Source organism: Tessaracoccus yangjingae (genome assembly GCF_054483935.1).
In genome coordinates, this window is record NZ_CM137014.1 from 1,741,271 (window position 1) to 1,756,064 (window position 14,794).

12 protein-coding genes are annotated in these 14,794 nt (G+C 70.9%); 4 read left to right on the forward strand and 8 right to left on the reverse strand.

All coding sequences use genetic code 11. The features are described from left to right. Window position 1: 1 nt before the first annotated feature. Window positions 2–544: a DinB family protein gene (locus ACX1D3_RS07555; RefSeq protein ID WP_458996365.1), complete on the reverse strand. Its 543-nt coding sequence runs from the start codon at window positions 542–544 to the stop codon at window positions 2–4. Window positions 545–580: 36 nt separating this feature from the next. Between ACX1D3_RS07555 and ACX1D3_RS07560 the strand changes: the two genes are divergently transcribed. The 3 genes from ACX1D3_RS07560 to metG all read left to right on the forward strand — a co-directional run bounded on the left by ACX1D3_RS07560 (window position 581) and on the right by metG (window position 3,935). Further along, window positions 581–1,447 carry an RNase H family protein gene (locus ACX1D3_RS07560; RefSeq protein WP_458996366.1) on the forward strand — a complete coding sequence of 289 codons (867 nt, stop codon included), beginning with the start codon at window positions 581–583 and terminating at the stop codon, window positions 1,445–1,447. A gap of 103 nt (window positions 1,448–1,550) precedes the next feature. Then, complete coding sequence (locus ACX1D3_RS07565; RefSeq protein WP_458996367.1) at window positions 1,551–2,120, forward strand: NADPH-dependent FMN reductase; 570 nt, start codon at window positions 1,551–1,553, stop codon at window positions 2,118–2,120. A gap of 30 nt (window positions 2,121–2,150) precedes the next feature. Further along, window positions 2,151–3,935: a methionine--tRNA ligase gene (gene metG / locus ACX1D3_RS07570; protein WP_458996368.1), complete on the forward strand. Its 1,785-nt coding sequence runs from the start codon at window positions 2,151–2,153 to the stop codon at window positions 3,933–3,935. Here metG and ACX1D3_RS07575 read toward each other — a convergent pair. Genes ACX1D3_RS07575 through ACX1D3_RS07590 form a run of 4 tightly spaced genes read right to left on the reverse strand, consistent with a single transcriptional unit; the run spans window position 3,901 to window position 8,874 of the window. Continuing rightward, window positions 3,901–4,512, reverse strand: coding sequence for a uridine kinase family protein (locus ACX1D3_RS07575; RefSeq protein WP_458996369.1), 612 nt, complete (start codon window positions 4,510–4,512; stop codon window positions 3,901–3,903). The genes metG and ACX1D3_RS07575 overlap by 35 nt on opposite strands. Window positions 4,513–4,543: 31 nt before the next feature. Further along, a complete protein-coding gene (locus tag ACX1D3_RS07580) occupies window positions 4,544–6,358 on the reverse strand; it encodes a DUF2207 domain-containing protein (protein ID WP_458996370.1) in 1,815 nt (604 codons plus the stop codon). Between the two features lie 41 nt (window positions 6,359–6,399). Next, window positions 6,400–8,064: a phospho-sugar mutase gene (locus ACX1D3_RS07585; RefSeq protein WP_458996371.1), complete on the reverse strand. Its 1,665-nt coding sequence runs from the start codon at window positions 8,062–8,064 to the stop codon at window positions 6,400–6,402. Beyond that, window positions 8,065–8,874 (reverse strand): purine-nucleoside phosphorylase, encoded by an 810-nt coding sequence (locus ACX1D3_RS07590; protein WP_458996372.1) that lies wholly within the window; start codon window positions 8,872–8,874, stop codon window positions 8,065–8,067. 46 nt (window positions 8,875–8,920) lie between these two features. Here ACX1D3_RS07590 and ACX1D3_RS07595 point away from each other — a divergent pair, with 46 nt between their 5' ends. Continuing rightward, window positions 8,921–10,324, forward strand: a complete 1,404-nt coding sequence (locus ACX1D3_RS07595; protein ID WP_458996373.1) for an NAD(P)H-quinone dehydrogenase — start codon at window positions 8,921–8,923, stop codon at window positions 10,322–10,324. A gap of 1 nt (window position 10,325) precedes the next feature. Here the strand turns inward: ACX1D3_RS07595 and ACX1D3_RS07600 are convergent, their stop codons facing one another. The 3 genes from ACX1D3_RS07600 to ACX1D3_RS07610 all read right to left on the reverse strand — a co-directional run bounded on the left by ACX1D3_RS07600 (window position 10,326) and on the right by ACX1D3_RS07610 (window position 14,704). Continuing rightward, window positions 10,326–11,999 carry an AMP-binding protein gene (locus ACX1D3_RS07600; protein ID WP_458996374.1) on the reverse strand — a complete coding sequence of 558 codons (1,674 nt, stop codon included), beginning with the start codon at window positions 11,997–11,999 and terminating at the stop codon, window positions 10,326–10,328. Between the two features lie 101 nt (window positions 12,000–12,100). Beyond that, window positions 12,101–12,868: a hypothetical protein gene (locus ACX1D3_RS07605; RefSeq protein WP_458996375.1), complete on the reverse strand. Its 768-nt coding sequence runs from the start codon at window positions 12,866–12,868 to the stop codon at window positions 12,101–12,103. A gap of 60 nt (window positions 12,869–12,928) precedes the next feature. Continuing rightward, entirely contained in the window at window positions 12,929–14,704 is a 1,776-nt protein-coding gene (locus tag ACX1D3_RS07610) for an acetyl-CoA carboxylase biotin carboxylase subunit (RefSeq protein WP_458996376.1), read from the reverse strand. Window positions 14,705–14,794: the final 90 nt, after the last annotated feature.

Consider the following 14,794-nt stretch of genomic DNA (forward strand, 5'->3'; position numbering starts at 1 on the left):
CTCAGGCGCCCAGGTCGTGCAGGTGGTGCGTCAGGTCGTGGGCGAAGTAGCGGCCCAGGGACAGGGCCGTGAAGCGCGACCCGTTGCTGCGGAGCCCGGTCCACTCCCACTGGTCGCCCTCGGGCTCCGACCAGGCCTTGGCGGCCGCCTCGCCGCGCTCGGCGATGAGGATTCGCGTGGCGTTGGCGTCGGAGAGCCAGTACTCCGCCGCGGCGGCGTCCTGGTCCCAGTCCTCGAACTCCGCGCCCGCGCCGTCGCTGTCGAGGATCAGGCCCAGACGCGCCGTCATCACCTCGCACACGTCGGCGACGTGGCGTCCGTACTCGATGGCCGACCAGGTGCCGGGGGAGGGGCGCTCCTCGGCGCCGCGCTGGTCGACGGCCGCCTGGAAGCGGGCCGAGGCGTCGCGGATGAGGGGGGGAAGGCTCTCGGGCGCCACGGCCTTGGCGTCGAATCCGCATTCGGGACACGGGCGCTCGTTCACCCAGGTCCAGTCCTTGGTGTCCGGCTCGGCGGGCTGCGGCGGGATCGGGGGCGTGCTCATGCGGGCGAGCCTAACCGATCGACTACGCTCTCCCGCGTGATCGTTGCCGCCGCCGATGGCTCTGCCCTGTCCAACCCCGGCCCCGCGGGCTGGGCGTGGTACGTCAGCGACGACATCTGGGCGGCCGGCGGCTGGGACCACGGCACCAACAACATGGGCGAGCTCATGGCGGTGCTGGACCTGCTCCGCTCCACCGCGCACCTCGACGAGCCGCTGCGCATCCTCTGCGACTCGCAGTACGTGATCAACTCCCTGACGAAGTGGCTGCCCGGCTGGAAGCGAAAGGGCTGGAAGAAGGGTGACGGCAAGCCCGTCCTCAATGTCGAGCTGATGAAGGAGCTCGACGCGGCGCTCCAGGGTCGCAAGGTCCAGTTCGAGTGGGTGAAGGGCCACGCGGGACACGCGATGAACGAGGCGGCCGACGAGCGCGCCCGCGCCGCCGCCACCGCCTTCCAACGCGGCGAGCCCGTCGCGCACGGTCCGGGGTTTCCGGCCACCTCGCGCCCGGTGGGCCGCAGCGACTTCGCCGTCGGTCAGGTAGAGCCCGAACCGGACCTGTTCTCGTTCTCGGCGGACGAGGAACCCGACGCGCCCAGATCCGTGGCGGGGTCCGCCTCGCCGCGCACCAAAGCCGCTCTGGTGCGGCTCACCCGCGCCGCCGTCGAGGACCCCGCCGCCGCGCCCCTGCACCATGACTTCGTGGCGCACTCCGCAGACGGAGCCCAGACCGGGTCCGTTCCGTGGCAACCCGGCGGTGACGTGGAGCTACGCGCGGTCGACACCCTGGGGGCGGGGTCGGCGCTCGTGCGCTGGCAGGGCGACGGGGCGCTCGTCAGCGCGCTCTGGCTGGAGCTCCCGGCCGGCTGGCGGCTGCGGTTCGCCCAGGCGACCAGGATCGGCTGACGCTGCTTTCCGACTGGGACCTCCCCGACCGGGACCGCTGGGTAGAGTCGGCAGGGCCGGACCCGGCCGACCCCCGCCCGGGTGGCAGAAGGGACAGCGCGCCATGACCACCTACCGCGTGGGCTACTTCGTCGGAAGCCTCTCCTCCACCTCGATCAACAGGACCCTGTCGAAGGCTCTCATCTCCGTGGCGCCAGGGGATCTCGAGTTCAGCGAGATCCGCATCGACAACCTGCCCCTCTACTCGCCCGACCACGACGGCGACTACCCGCCGGAGGGACGCGCGCTCAAGGAGTCGATCGCGGCCGCTCAGGCCATCCTGTTCATCACCCCCGAGTACAACCGGTCCATCCCCGGGGCGCTGAAGAACGCCATCGACTGGGCGTCGCGGCCGTGGGGGCAGAACTCGTTCGACCACATGCCCGCTGCGATCATCGGGGCCTCCATCGGCAACATCGGCACGGCCGTGGCCCAGCAGAGCCTCCGCTCCGTGCTGGCCTTCTGCAACGCCCGGCAGATGACCGCGCCGGAGGCCTACATCAAGCTCGACGGGATCAACGTGACCCCCGACGGCGAGATCACCGACGACGGGCTCAGGGAGGTCCTGGCGAGCTTCATGGCCGAGTTCCGCGAGCACATCCAGCGCGTGCTCACCGTTCTGCCGCGTGAATGACACCTGACGCGCGCCGATAGGATGGCGCGCATGAGTCACGTTCTTGCCGCCGTCGCCTGGCCCTACGCCAACGGCCCCCGTCACATCGGTCACGTCTCGGGCTTCGGCGTGCCGTCGGACGTGTTCTCCCGGTACATGCGGATGGCCGGGCACGACGTGCTCATGGTCTCGGGCTCGGACGAGCATGGCACCGCCATCCAGGTGAAGGCGGATGCCGAGGGGCTCACTCCCCGGCAGACCGCCGACAAGTACCACCAGCAGATCGTCGAGGACCTGCAGGGTCTCGGCCTGTCCTACGACCTCTACACCCGCACCACCACCCCCAACCACTACCGGGTGGTGCAGGACCTCTTCACCGCCCTCTACGACAACGGCTATGTCAAGGCCGAGCGGCAGATGGGCGCCATCTCGCCGTCGACCGGCCGGACGCTGCCAGACCGGTTCATCGAGGGCACCTGCCCCATCTGCGGCTACGACAACGCCCGCGGGGACCAGTGCGACCAGTGCGGCAACCAGCTCGACCCGGCGGACCTGATCGACCCGAAGTCCAAGATCAACGGCGAGACCCCGCAGTTCGTCGAGACCGAGCACTTCTTCCTCGATCTGCCCGCCCTCGCGCCGATGCTGGGCCAGTGGATCGACAGCCGCGAGGACTGGCGTCCCAACGTGCTGAAGTTCTCCCACAATCTGCTGGCCGAGATCCGGCCCCGCGCGATCACCCGCGACCTCGACTGGGGCGTGCCGGTGCCCCTCGACGGATGGCGCGACGCGCCCATGAAGCGCATCTACGTCTGGTTCGACGCCGTCATCGGATACCTCTCGGCCTCCGTCGAATGGGCCCGCCGCTCGGGTGACCCGGAGGCGTGGCGCGCCTTCTGGAACTCCACCGCCGCCCGCTCGTACTACTTCATGGGCAAGGACAACATCGTCTTCCACTCGGTGATCTGGCCAGGGATCCTGCTGGGCGCCAACGGGCAGGGCACCAGGGGCGGCGAGGTGCGCCCGTCGCTGGGCGAGCTGCAGCTCCCCACCGAGGTGGTGAGCTCCGAGTTCATGACCATGAAGGGCTCCAAGGTCTCCAGCTCCCGAGGGGCATCGATCTTCGTCGGCGACTTCCTGGCCGAGTTCGGGCCGGACGCGCTGCGCTACTACATCGCGGTGGCCGGGCCGGAGAACCAGGACACGGACTTCACCTGGGAGGAGTTCGTGCGCCGGATCAACTTCGAGCTGGCCAACGAGTGGGGCAACCTGATCAACCGCTCCATCTCGATGGCGCACAAGAACGTCGGCGCAGTGCCGGAGGCAGGTGAGCTGACGGAGGCTGACCTGGCGCTCCTCGACGAGGCACGCACCGCCTTCGACGTGGTGGGCGAGCACATCGCCGCCCGCCGGTTCAAGGCAGGCATCACCGAGGCGATGCGCATCGTGGGGCTGGCCAACAAGTATCTGTCGGACCAGGAGCCATGGAAGCTGAAGGACGACGTCCCCCGCCGCGACACCGTCCTCCACGTGGCCCTCCAGGTGGTCTCGGACTGCAACACGCTGCTCACCCCGTATCTGCCGCACTCGGCCCAGAAGGTGTTCGAGGCTCTTGGCGGCCAGGGCGTGTGGGCGGCGCAGCCCCAGATCGTCGAGGTGACCGACGGGGACCTCACCTACCCCACCCTGCAGGGCGACTACGCGGCGCAGGGCGCAGTGTGGGAGTCGCGGCCGATCGTGGCCGGCACGCCGCTGACGAAGCCTTCGCCGCTGTTCACGAAGCTGGACGAGACTCTGGGCGTCACCGGCCCGAGCTGGGCTCCGATCGCGGGCTGACGCGGCGCACCGCCGCCCGCATGGGCGACGGCGTGAAGCCGGCCGTCAAGGCTTCGAGCCGGAGGGCCGGCTCGGCCCGGTAGAGCGCCACGCCTCGCCGCACCAGCACCAGCGGCGGCTTGCGGCGCTCCTCCAGGTCGCGCAGCAGCCGGCGCACGAAGTTGGTCTCGCGCCGCCTGTCCAGCCACAGCGCCTCGACGGCGATGCCGGCCTCGCGGGCCGCCACGAGGGTCTGCGGGGCGAAGATGCCCTCCGCCACCACCACCTCGGCTCCTGCCAGTTCGACGCGCCGCATCCCGACCCTCCTCGACAGCGAGATGTCGTAGCGCGGCACCTCGGCCTCCCCGTCGTCGAGGAGCCGGCGCAGGGTCGCGACGGCCAACTCGAGGTCCCAGCAGCGCAGGTCGTCCCAGTCCGGGATACCCATCGGTGTGGTGGGGAGCCCGGGGTGGTCGACGTCGAGGTAGAAGTCGTCGAGGGAGAGGGCCACGGCCCCGCCGTCGGCGGTGGCGAGCCGGGTGAGCCGCGACTTGCCGCTGCCGGACGGGCCGGCGACGAGCAGGAGCGTCCGGGTCATTGGAGAAGACTAACGCCCCGGCAGTTGGCGGCTACCAGGAGCCGCCGCCACCGCCGCCGAACCCGCCGCCGCCGGAGAAGCCCGAGAACCCGCTGGATCCGCCCGTCGAGGAGCTCATGCCGTCCATGCGGGCGGCCTGCATGGCGTCCGACATCGAGTGGGTGAGGTTGTTCATGGCGCTGGCGAAGTAGTAGCCGTGCATGAGGTCCGCGCCCACGTACCAGGAGGTGTTGGCCTGGTACAGGCCCTGCGCGCCGAGGTCGGCGAACAGCTTCGACCAGCGGTCCGCGACACCGAACACCATGGCGTAGGGGAGATACTTGCTGAAGATGTCCTCGCCCTCCTCGAACTGGAGGGTCTCCTTCTCCGCCGTCCGCAGGTACAGCTCGAAGCCCTTTGCCTGCGCCAGGTAGGCGGACCCGGTGGCGGTGCGCTTGCGGAACTTGCTCGACATCACGATCAGGCCGATGCCGAAGACCGCCAGCGGGATGCCGATGAGCCCCCAGCCCACGGCGGCCGCGATGAACGTGAGGACCACCCCCGCACCGATGGCCAGCGCGCCCAGCATGATGGGCACCATCTGCGCCGTCGTGGGGTTTCCCTTGAACCAGCCCTTGCTCACCACCGAGGTGTAGAGGCCGTTGCGCGCGTCCGGCAGGACGTCGGCGAACTTCGCCTTGCTCAGCTCCTTCGAGCTGCGCACGCTCTTGCCCTTGAACAGGTCCCCGAGCAGCTTCTCCTCGAAGGGCTCCAGGCGGCCGGCGGGCGCGTGCAGCGCCTCCAGCGTGAAGTCCTTCTTCGACTGCGAGTGGATGCGCAGGTATCCACGCACCGCGAGGTCGACGATGGTGGCCGACACGTCGACGTTGTCCGCCGTGGTGTCCATCAGCGTGCCGATCTCGCCGGGGGTGGCGCCCTTCGGCGGGTGGAACTGCACGGTGACGGGGAACTTCCCGCTGCGCGTGCCGACCCGTTCCTCCTGCCCGGCGAGGGGGGTGAGGCCCGGGGTCAGCCCCAGGTAGACGTCGTCGCGGGCGTGGCGGCGGCGCACCGCGATGAGCCCCACGATGGCGGCGATGAGGCCGGCGCCGGTGACGGCCCCGGTGCCCGCGTTGAGCTCGAACGCGTTGGCCGCGGTGACGCGGCGGGCCTTCTCCTGCGTGACGCCCGGGAAGGTGCCGGCCGGGTACCCGGCCACCACCTGCATCCGGTTGTTGGGGGGCAGGGAGGCCAGCGAGTACGTGGCCGCGTCGCCGGTCTGGGTGGCGTCGCAGGGGGTCTCGGCCGAAGGCCCGTAGAAGCACGCCACCTGCTGCAGCCCGGCGGGGCCGGTGACCTCGACGGTGATGTTCGAGAACCGCGACTCCCACGCGGGCCCGATGACATCCCAGTTGAACTCGTCGAGGCCGCTCACAGGGTGGTCGGTCGCGATGAGGCCGGTCACGTCGTAGGAGAGGGTGTAGTCCTGCGGCGTGGTGTTGAAGATGTTCTCGTTGCCGATCCGCAGCGACAGCATGTCAGAGGCGTTCTCCTGCAGCACCTGGGTGTTTGCGCCGGTGGAGGACGACACGGAGATGTTGGAGTAGCGGAAGACGTAGTTCTCGTCCGGGTTGGCGCCGTCCTCCTGCAGCGTGGGCAGCAGGATGTAGGGGCCGCGGCCCCGGAGCGCGGAGAAGTCCATCGTGAAGTCGATCGTCACGCTGGCGACGCCGTCGGTGGCCAGATCCACGGCCACGTCATACCGGGTGATCGGGGCCGAGTCGTCCGCGGCCGCCGGGAACACCCCCACCCACACGACCGCGAGTGCCAGCAGAAGAGCGAGGAGACCGGAGCGCAGCTTCGTCATGGGTTCCACTGTATCCACTGCCGCCGAACGGTGGCTGAGGATCAGGCGTCCACGCCGAGGGCCTCCGCCATCTCGGACCGCACCGCGGCAAGGCGTTGCGCCGCGACAGCGCGGGCCGCGCGGACGTCGGCTGACTCGTCGACGTCCAGCCGGACCTCCAGGTAGCACTTCAGCTTGGGCTCCGTCCCGGACGGCCGCGCCACGACGTGCACCCGCTCGCCGGTCAGCTCGACGCCGTCCGTGGGCGGGAGCGTCTCCGTGCCGACGGACAGGTCCACCACCGTCACCGGCGCGCCCAGGAGCGCCGACGGCGGGTGGGCGCGTAGGCGGGCCATCGCGTCGGCGATGAGAGACAGGTCCGCGACCCTCACCGACAACTGCGAGGTGGCGGTGAGGCCGTGCTCGCGGGCGATGTCGTCGAGCAGGTCCGCCAGCGTCCGGCCGGCGGCCTTGAGGTCCGCCACGATCCGCAGCACCGTCAGCGCGGCCGTGATGCCGTCCTTGTCCGGCACGGCGCGCGAATCGACGCAGTAGCCGATGGCCTCCTCATAGCCGAAGGCCAAGTCCGGCACCCGGCCGATCCACTTGAAGCCGGTCAGCGTGGTCACGTGCTGACGCCCAGCAGCCGCCGCCATCCGGCCCAGCAGCGTCGACGACACCACCGAGTTGGCGAACGTGCCGGGCACCCCGCGGGCGATCGCGTCGTGGCCCAGGACGGCGCCCAGCTCGTCGCCGGTCAGCATCCGCCAGCGCCCGTCGACCACGGCGGCCACCGCGCATCGGTCAGCGTCGGGGTCGTTGGCGATCACCACGTCCGCGTGCTCCGACTCCGCCAGGGCGAGCGCCAGGTCGATGGCGCCCTTCTCCTCGGGGTTGGGGAACGCGACGGTGGGGAACTCGGGGTTGGGCTCGGCCTGCTGCGACACCTCGACGGGGGCCGGCAGCCCCACGGCCTGCGCCACCCGGCGCACCGTCTTGGCGCCCACGCCGTGCATCGCGGTGTGCACCCAGACCAGGTCCCGGGCGGACTCGTCGGGGTAGAGCGAGGCGGCGCGCTCGACGTAGGCGTCGAGCAGCTCGGCGGTCACGTCGCGGCGGGCGTCTGAGCGGGGGAGCGTGGCCCACCCGTCGGCCGCGACAGCCGCGATCTCCGCCGCGATCTGGGCGTCGGTGGGCGGCACGATCTGGGAGCCGTCGCCGAGGTAGACCTTGTACCCGTTGTCCGCGGGCGGGTTGTGGGAGGCGGTGACCACCACCCCGGCCACGCAGCCGAAGTGCTGGATGCCGAACGCGACGACGGGGGTGGGGATGGGCTCGCCCGTCCAGAGCACCTCGAAGCCCGCCCCGGCCATCACCTCCGCGGTGTCGTGGGCGAACTCGTCCGACTTGTGCCGGGCGTCGTGGCCCACGATCACGCGCCCGCCGGAGTGGCCGTTGGCCGCCAGCCACGCCGCGAACCCCGCGGCCGCCTGGGTGACCACCACCCGGTTCATGCGCGCCGGGCCGGGCCCGATGGGCCCGCGGAGCCCGGCGGTGCCGAACTCCAGCGGCCCCGCGAACGCCTCGGCCAGCTCCGCCAGCGCCGGTTCCCGGATGGTGTGGTCGTTGGCCTGGGCCCGGACGATCAGCTCGTCCAGCCGTCCGGCGGTGTCCGGATCGGGGTCTGTGTCGCGCCAGGCCTGCGCCCGGTCCAGCAGGCCGCTCATCTACAGCTCCCCGACGATCCCGGCGAGGAGCGCCGCGAGCCTGGGCCCGGCGTCGCGGCCGGCCTGCAGCACCTCGGTGTGATCCAGCGCGGTGCCGCTCAGGCCCGCCGCGGCGTTGGTGACCAGCGACAGCCCCAGCACCTCCATGCCCGCCTCTCGAGCCGCCAGGGTCTCCAGCGTGGTCGACATGCCCACAAGGTCGCCCCCGAGGACCCCCGCCATGCGCACCTCGGCCGGCGTCTCGTACTGCGGCCCCTGGAACTGGACGTAGACGCCCTCGGGGAGGGACGATTCGACGCGGTGCGCCAGGTCCCGCAGCCGGCGGGAGTAGGCCTCGGTCATGTCGATGAAGGTGGCGCCCCGGAGCGGGGTGGCGCCGGTGAGGTTGATGTGGTCCGCGATGAGCACCACCGTGCCGGGCGCCCAGGCCGGGTTCAACCCGCCGCACCCGTTGGTGAGCACGAGCGTGGACGCGCCCCAGGCGGCCGCCGTGCGGACCCCGTGCACCACGGGCTCCACCCCGCGGCCCTCGTAGAAGTGGGTGCGGCCGGTGAACGTGGCCGCGACCTTCCCCGCCGGGGTGCGGATCACCTTCAATTCGCCGCCGTGCCCGCTGACGACCGGCCTGCTGAATCCGGGGACGGCTCCGAGCTCGATGCTGCCGACGGACTCGCCGAGGAGGTCTGCGCCGGAGGACCATCCCGAACCCAGCACCAGCGCCAGATCGATGCGGTCTATGTCGAAGCGGGAGCGGAGAAAGTCTGCGGCCCCGGAGGCCAGCTGGAAGGGTTCACTCACCCGGTCCAGCATAGGCGAGCCCCGATCGGGTCGATGGCGGCTGTGGAAAGATGGGGCCGTGACCAAGGTAGTGATCATCGGTGGCGGACCCGGCGGCTATGAGGCGGCCCTCGTGGCCAACCAGCTCGGTGGTGAGGTCACGCTGATCGAGCGCGACGGGCTCGGCGGTGCAGCGGTGCTGAGCGACTGCGTGCCCTCCAAGACGCTCATCGCCACGGCGGAGGTCATGGTGCGCATCGAGAGCGCCCGCCAGCTCGGCCTGCACATCGCCGCCCCGGACGTGAGCGACGTGGTGCGGGTGGACCTCGGCGAGGTCAACGAGCGGGTGCTCACGCTGGCCCGCGCCCAGTCCGCGGACATCGCGCAGCGGCTGCGTCAGGACGGCGTCCACATCGTCGCCGGGTCCGCCCGGCTCGACGGCCCCACCCGCGTCGTCGCCTCCACGGAGGCCGGCGAACAGGGGTTCGACGCAGACATCGTGCTCGTGGCCACCGGCACCACCCCGCGTGAGCTGCCAGAGGCGCAGTGCGACGGGGAGCGGATCCTCAACTGGAAGCAGGTCTACAACCTCACCGAGGTGCCCGAGCGGCTCATCGTCGTGGGCTCCGGCGTGACCGGGGCGGAGTTCGCCTCGGCCTACGACGGGCTCGGCTGCGACGTGGTGCTGGTGTCCTCGCGCAAGCAGGTGCTCCCTGGCCAGGACCAGGACGCGGCCGCGGTGCTGCAGCGGGCGTTCGAGCGCCGCGGCATGGAGATCATGAGCGAATCGAGGGCCTTCGCGGCCCGCCGCGACGGCGACGGCGTGGTGGTCTCGCTGGAGGACGGCCGCCAGGTGCGCGGCTCGCACTGCCTCATGGCCGTCGGCGCGATCCCCAACTCGGCGGGCCTGGGGCTGGAGGAGGCGGGCGTGGCGCTGACGCCGTCGGGCCACATCACCGTGGACCGCGTCTCGCGCACCAGCGTGCGCAACATCTACGCCGCCGGCGACATCACCGGGGTGTTCGCCCTGGCCTCGGTGGCCGCCATGCAGGGGCGCATCGCCATGTGGCACGCGCTGGGGGACGCGGTCACCCCACTGGACCTCAGGCGCGTCTCGTCCAACGTGTTCACCACCCCGGAGATCGCCACCGTCGGCATCACGCAGGAGCAGGCGGACACCGGCGACGTCCGGGTGGCGTCCGTGCTGCTGCCCCTGGCCTCCAACGCCCGCTCCAAGATGCAGGGTTTCACCGACGGATTCGTCAAGCTGTTCTGCCTGCCCACCACCGGCATCATCATCGGCGGGGTGGTGGTGGCGCCACGCGCCTCCGAGCTCATCCACGCCGTGTCGATCGCCGTGGCGCAGAAGGTCACGGTGGACGACTTCAGCCAGGCGTTCACGGTCTACCCCTCGATGTCCGGCTCGATCGCGGAGGCCGCCCGCCGGCTGCACAGCCGCGACGGCGCCCTGCTGACCACGTGAGTCAGCCGCGCAGCTCCGGGAACTGGTCGTAGCGGAAGTCGACGATCTCGACGGAGGCGTCGAACTCCCGCGCGCGCAGCACCACGCGGCGCACCTTGCCGCTGATGGTCTTCGGCAGCTCGGCGAACTCCACCCGGCGCACCCTCAGGTACGGCGCCAGGCGCTCCTTGGCGTGCTGGAGGATGGACAGGGCGGTCTCCGCCGTCGGCTCCACCCCGGCCGCCAGCGCGATGTACGCCTTGGGAACGGCCAGCCTGATCGGATCCGGGGACGGCACGATCGCCGCCTCCACCACCGCGGGATGCTCGATGAGCACCGACTCCAGCTCGAACGGCGAGATCTTGTAGTCGGAGGCCTTGAACACGTCGTCGGTGCGCCCCACGTAGGTGAGGTAGCCGTCGTCGTCGACGCTCACCAGATCGCCCGAGTGGTAGCGACCGTCGGCCTGCGCGGTGGGGGCGCCCCCGAGGTAGCCAGACATCAGGTTGTACGGCCACGGCTGCAGTGGCAGCGTGATCTCGCCGTGCCGGGCCGCCTGGCCGGTGTCGGGATCGATGATCTCCACCGCCACGCCGGGCATCACCTTGCCCATGGCGCCCGGCTTCACCGGCTCGCCGGGCGCGTTGCCGACGGTGCAGGTGGTCTCGGTCTGCCCGTAGCCGTCGCGGATGGTCAGGCCCCACGCGCGCCGCACCGTCGAGATGACCTCGGGGTTCAGCGGCTCGCCGGCGCCCACGATCTCGCGCAGAGCGGATGGGCGCTCCCCGAGGTTGGCCTGGATCATCATCCGCCACACCGTTGGAGGCGCGCAGAACGTGGTGACCTTGGCGTCCTCGAGCTCGCGCAGCAGGGCGGCGGCGTCGAACCGCTGATAGGTGTAGCTGAACACCGTGGCCTCTGCGAGCCACGGGGAGAAGAAGCTGGACCAGGCGTGCTTGCCCCAGCCCGGCGAGGAGATGTTGAGGTGGACGTCGCCCGGGCGGACGCCGAGGAAGTACATCGTCGAGAGGTGGCCGACGGGGTAGCTGAGCTGGGTGTGGACCACAAGCTTGGGGTCCTTCGTCGTGCCCGAGGTGAAGTAGTAGAGCACGGGGTCCGAGGCGTCGGTGACCACCGGGCGCGGGGCCGCGGGCCACCCGGCGGCGTCGGCGACGGAGCGCCACCGGTCGTGGGCCGCGCCGGTGGTGAGGAACAGCGGCCCCTCGACGGCGTCGAACTTCGCCTCGTCGACGGGGTTGGCGAGCACGGCCCGGACCCCGGCCCGCGGGACGCGGTCCTCGAGGTCGAAGTCCTGCAGCGCCTGGGATGTGGGAAGGATCACCGCGCCCAGTTTCATCACCGCCAGCATCGCCTCCCACAGCTCGATCTGGTTGCCCAGCATCAGCATCACGGCGTCGCCCTTGCCCACCCCCTGGGCGGCGAGCCAGCCGGCGAGCCGGTCCGAGCGGTCCACCAGGTCCGCGTAGCTGTAGCCCTCGTCGCGGTCCTGCTCGTCGCGGATCCAGAGGGCGAGGTCGTCGCGGCCCCGGCCGACGGCGTCGAACCAGTCGATCGCCCAGTTGAAGGGCCCGTTGATCTCGGGCCATTCGAACGACTCCCTGGCCGCGTCGCCGTCGCCCCGGAGGCCGAGGAGAAGGTCACGTGCGGCGCGGATGGCCTCGGTTGCGGTGGACATCAGGCTCCCAACGGTCGCTGAACCTACTGTCGCGTAGGCGCAGGGTCAACCGTAGCGACCCCGTCCCGCGGTGGGGCCCGTGGGCCCTGGACGCGGTGTCCTCAGTCGTCGAGGAGCCCCATGAGGAGCGAGAAACCGCCGATCATCAGCGCGCCGTGCGTGATCTGACGCAGCGCCGGGTCCATGCCGTAGCGGCCGTAGTACCCCTGCGCCCACGGCGCGTACTGCTGGTTCTCCCAGTAGGGCACCTGCCGGGCGCCCATGGGCACGAGGCGGATGGACGGATCCAGGCCCGTCATGACCCGTTGCACGTCCGCCGCGCACGCCGGAACGTCGCGCACCGCGCCGCCGGGAGGGGCCCAGCGCACGTTCTGGGTGGAGGGGCCGTGGGCCGGGTCGAAGAAGCACGGGGGCCGCTTCTCCGGCAGGGGATGCCCGTTGACGCGGGCCTTGACGGAGGCGACGGCGAACCGGCCGTCCTCCAGGATCTCGGCGATGCGGCGGACGTCGGCGTCCGTCTGGGCGCGCTGCAGCTGGTTCTTGGACCCGTCGTAGGCGTCCAGCGCCCGCGTGTAGTCGGCAGCGGCCGCGGCGTCGAGCTCCCGGCCCACCACGTCCAGGTCCAGGTCGCGCAGCTCGCCGCCGAAGGTGGTGATGTCCTCGTCCAGCGCGGCTCGCGCCCCGGGGCTGATCGGGTAGACCGGCTGCTGGTAGGGGTGCGGCTGCGGGTAGCCGGGGTGGGGGAGCGCGTAGGGATCGCTCCAGCGGTTGATCTGCGGGGGCGGGGGTGCTGACCAGCGTGAGGTGATCGAGACGATGATGCTGACCACGACCATCACCATGATCATGGTGAAGAGACCGGAGAACATGTGGCGGATCCTTAAGGCCGGGGCTGTTCACTCAACGATAACCCCGGCCTCAAGCTCAGCTCACTCGGCGTCGACGATCTCGCAGAGCACCTCTCCGGCCGTGACGGCCTGGCCGGCCTCCACCCGCAACCCGACGATGACGCCGTCGCGGTGGGCGTTGAGCGGCTGCTCCATCTTCATGGCCTCGATCACAGCGATGGTCTCGCCCTCGCCCACCTGCTGCCCCTCCTGGACCGCCACCTTGACGATGGTGCCCTGCATGGGGGAGGTGAGCGAGTTGCCCGACGGCGCGGAGACCTTGCTCCCGCCCCGGTCCCGCTTGGTGGGCTTCTTCACGGCCTTCGAAGCGGCGGGCCGGGCGCCGAAGCCGCCGGGCAGCTTCACCTCGACGCGCTTGCCGTTGACCTCCACCGTCACGATCTCCGGCTCGGGGACGTCCTCGGCCTCGCCGAGCACCCCCGTGTACGGTGCGATCTCGCCGGTGAACTCCGTCTCGATCCACCGGGTGTGCACGCCGAACGCACCGTCGGGCGCGGTGTAGGCGGGCTCCTCCAGCACCGCCTGATGGAACGGGACGACGGTGGGCATGCCCTCGATCTGGAGTTCGGCCAGAGCCCGGCGCGACCGGGCCAGCGCCTGGTCCCGGTCAGCCCCCGTGACGATCAGCTTGGCCACCAGAGAGTCGAACGCTCCCGGGACCGTCATGCCCACGTGGTATCCCTCGTCGACGCGGACGCCGGGGCCCGAGGGTGCGTGCCACTTGACCAGGGTGCCGGGGGCGGGCATGAAGTTGCGGCCCGCGTCCTCGGCGTTGATCCGGTACTCGATGGAGTGCCCGCGGATCTCCGGGTCCGAGTAGCCCAGCTCCTCGCCCGCCGCGATCCGGAACATCTCGCGGACCAGGTCGATCCTGGTGACCTCCTCGGAGACCGGGTGCTCCACCTGGAGGCGGGTGTTGACCTCGAGGAAGGAGATGGTGCCGTCGAGGGCCACCAGGAACTCGCAGGTGCCGGCGCCGACGTAGCCGGCCTCCTTGAGGATGGCCTTGCTGGAGGAGTACAGGCGCGCCACCTGATCCTCCGTGAGGAACGGCGCCGGTGCCTCCTCGACAAGCTTCTGGTGCCGGCGCTGCAGGGAGCAGTCGCGGGTGGAGACCACCACGACGTTGCCGTGTGAATCAGCCAGGCACTGCGTCTCGACGTGGCGGGGCTTGTCCAGGTAGCGCTCCACGAAGCACTCGCCGCGCCCGAAGGCGGTGACGGCCTCGCGGGTTGCGGACTCGAACATCTCCTCGACCTCGTCCATGGTGCGGGCCACCTTGAGACCGCGGCCCCCACCGCCGAAGGCGGCCTTGATCGCGATGGGCAGGCCGTGCTCGCTGGCGAAGGCGACCACCTCGTCGGCGCCCGCCACCGGGTCTGCCGTGCCCGGCACCAGCGGGGCGCCGACCTTCTGCGCGATGTGGCGGGCCTTCACCTTGTCGCCCAGAGCCTCGATGGCCGCCGGCGGCGGACCGATCCAGATGAGGCCGGCGTCCATGACGGCCTGCGCGAAGTGCGCGTTCTCGGCGAGGAACCCGTAACCGGGGTGCACGGCGTTCGCGCCCGATCGGGCCGCGACGTCCAGCAGCTTGGGGATGTTCAGATAGGTGTCCGCCGGGGTGGCGCCGTTCAGGGCGAAGGCCTCGTCGGCCAGCTTGACGAACAGCGACTCGGAATCGGAGTCCGCGTAGACGGCCACGGATTCGATGCCCGAGTCCCGGGCGGCGCGGATCACGCGGACGGCGATCTCGCCTCGATTAGCGATCAGAACCTTGGAGACGGCGACGTTGCCCACTCTGTTCCTCCTGTATTCGGCTTTGGCTCGGAGTCTATCCAGGTGCGCCGTGCAACTTTGTCCTGCGTCCACTCCCTGTGACACTTTCCA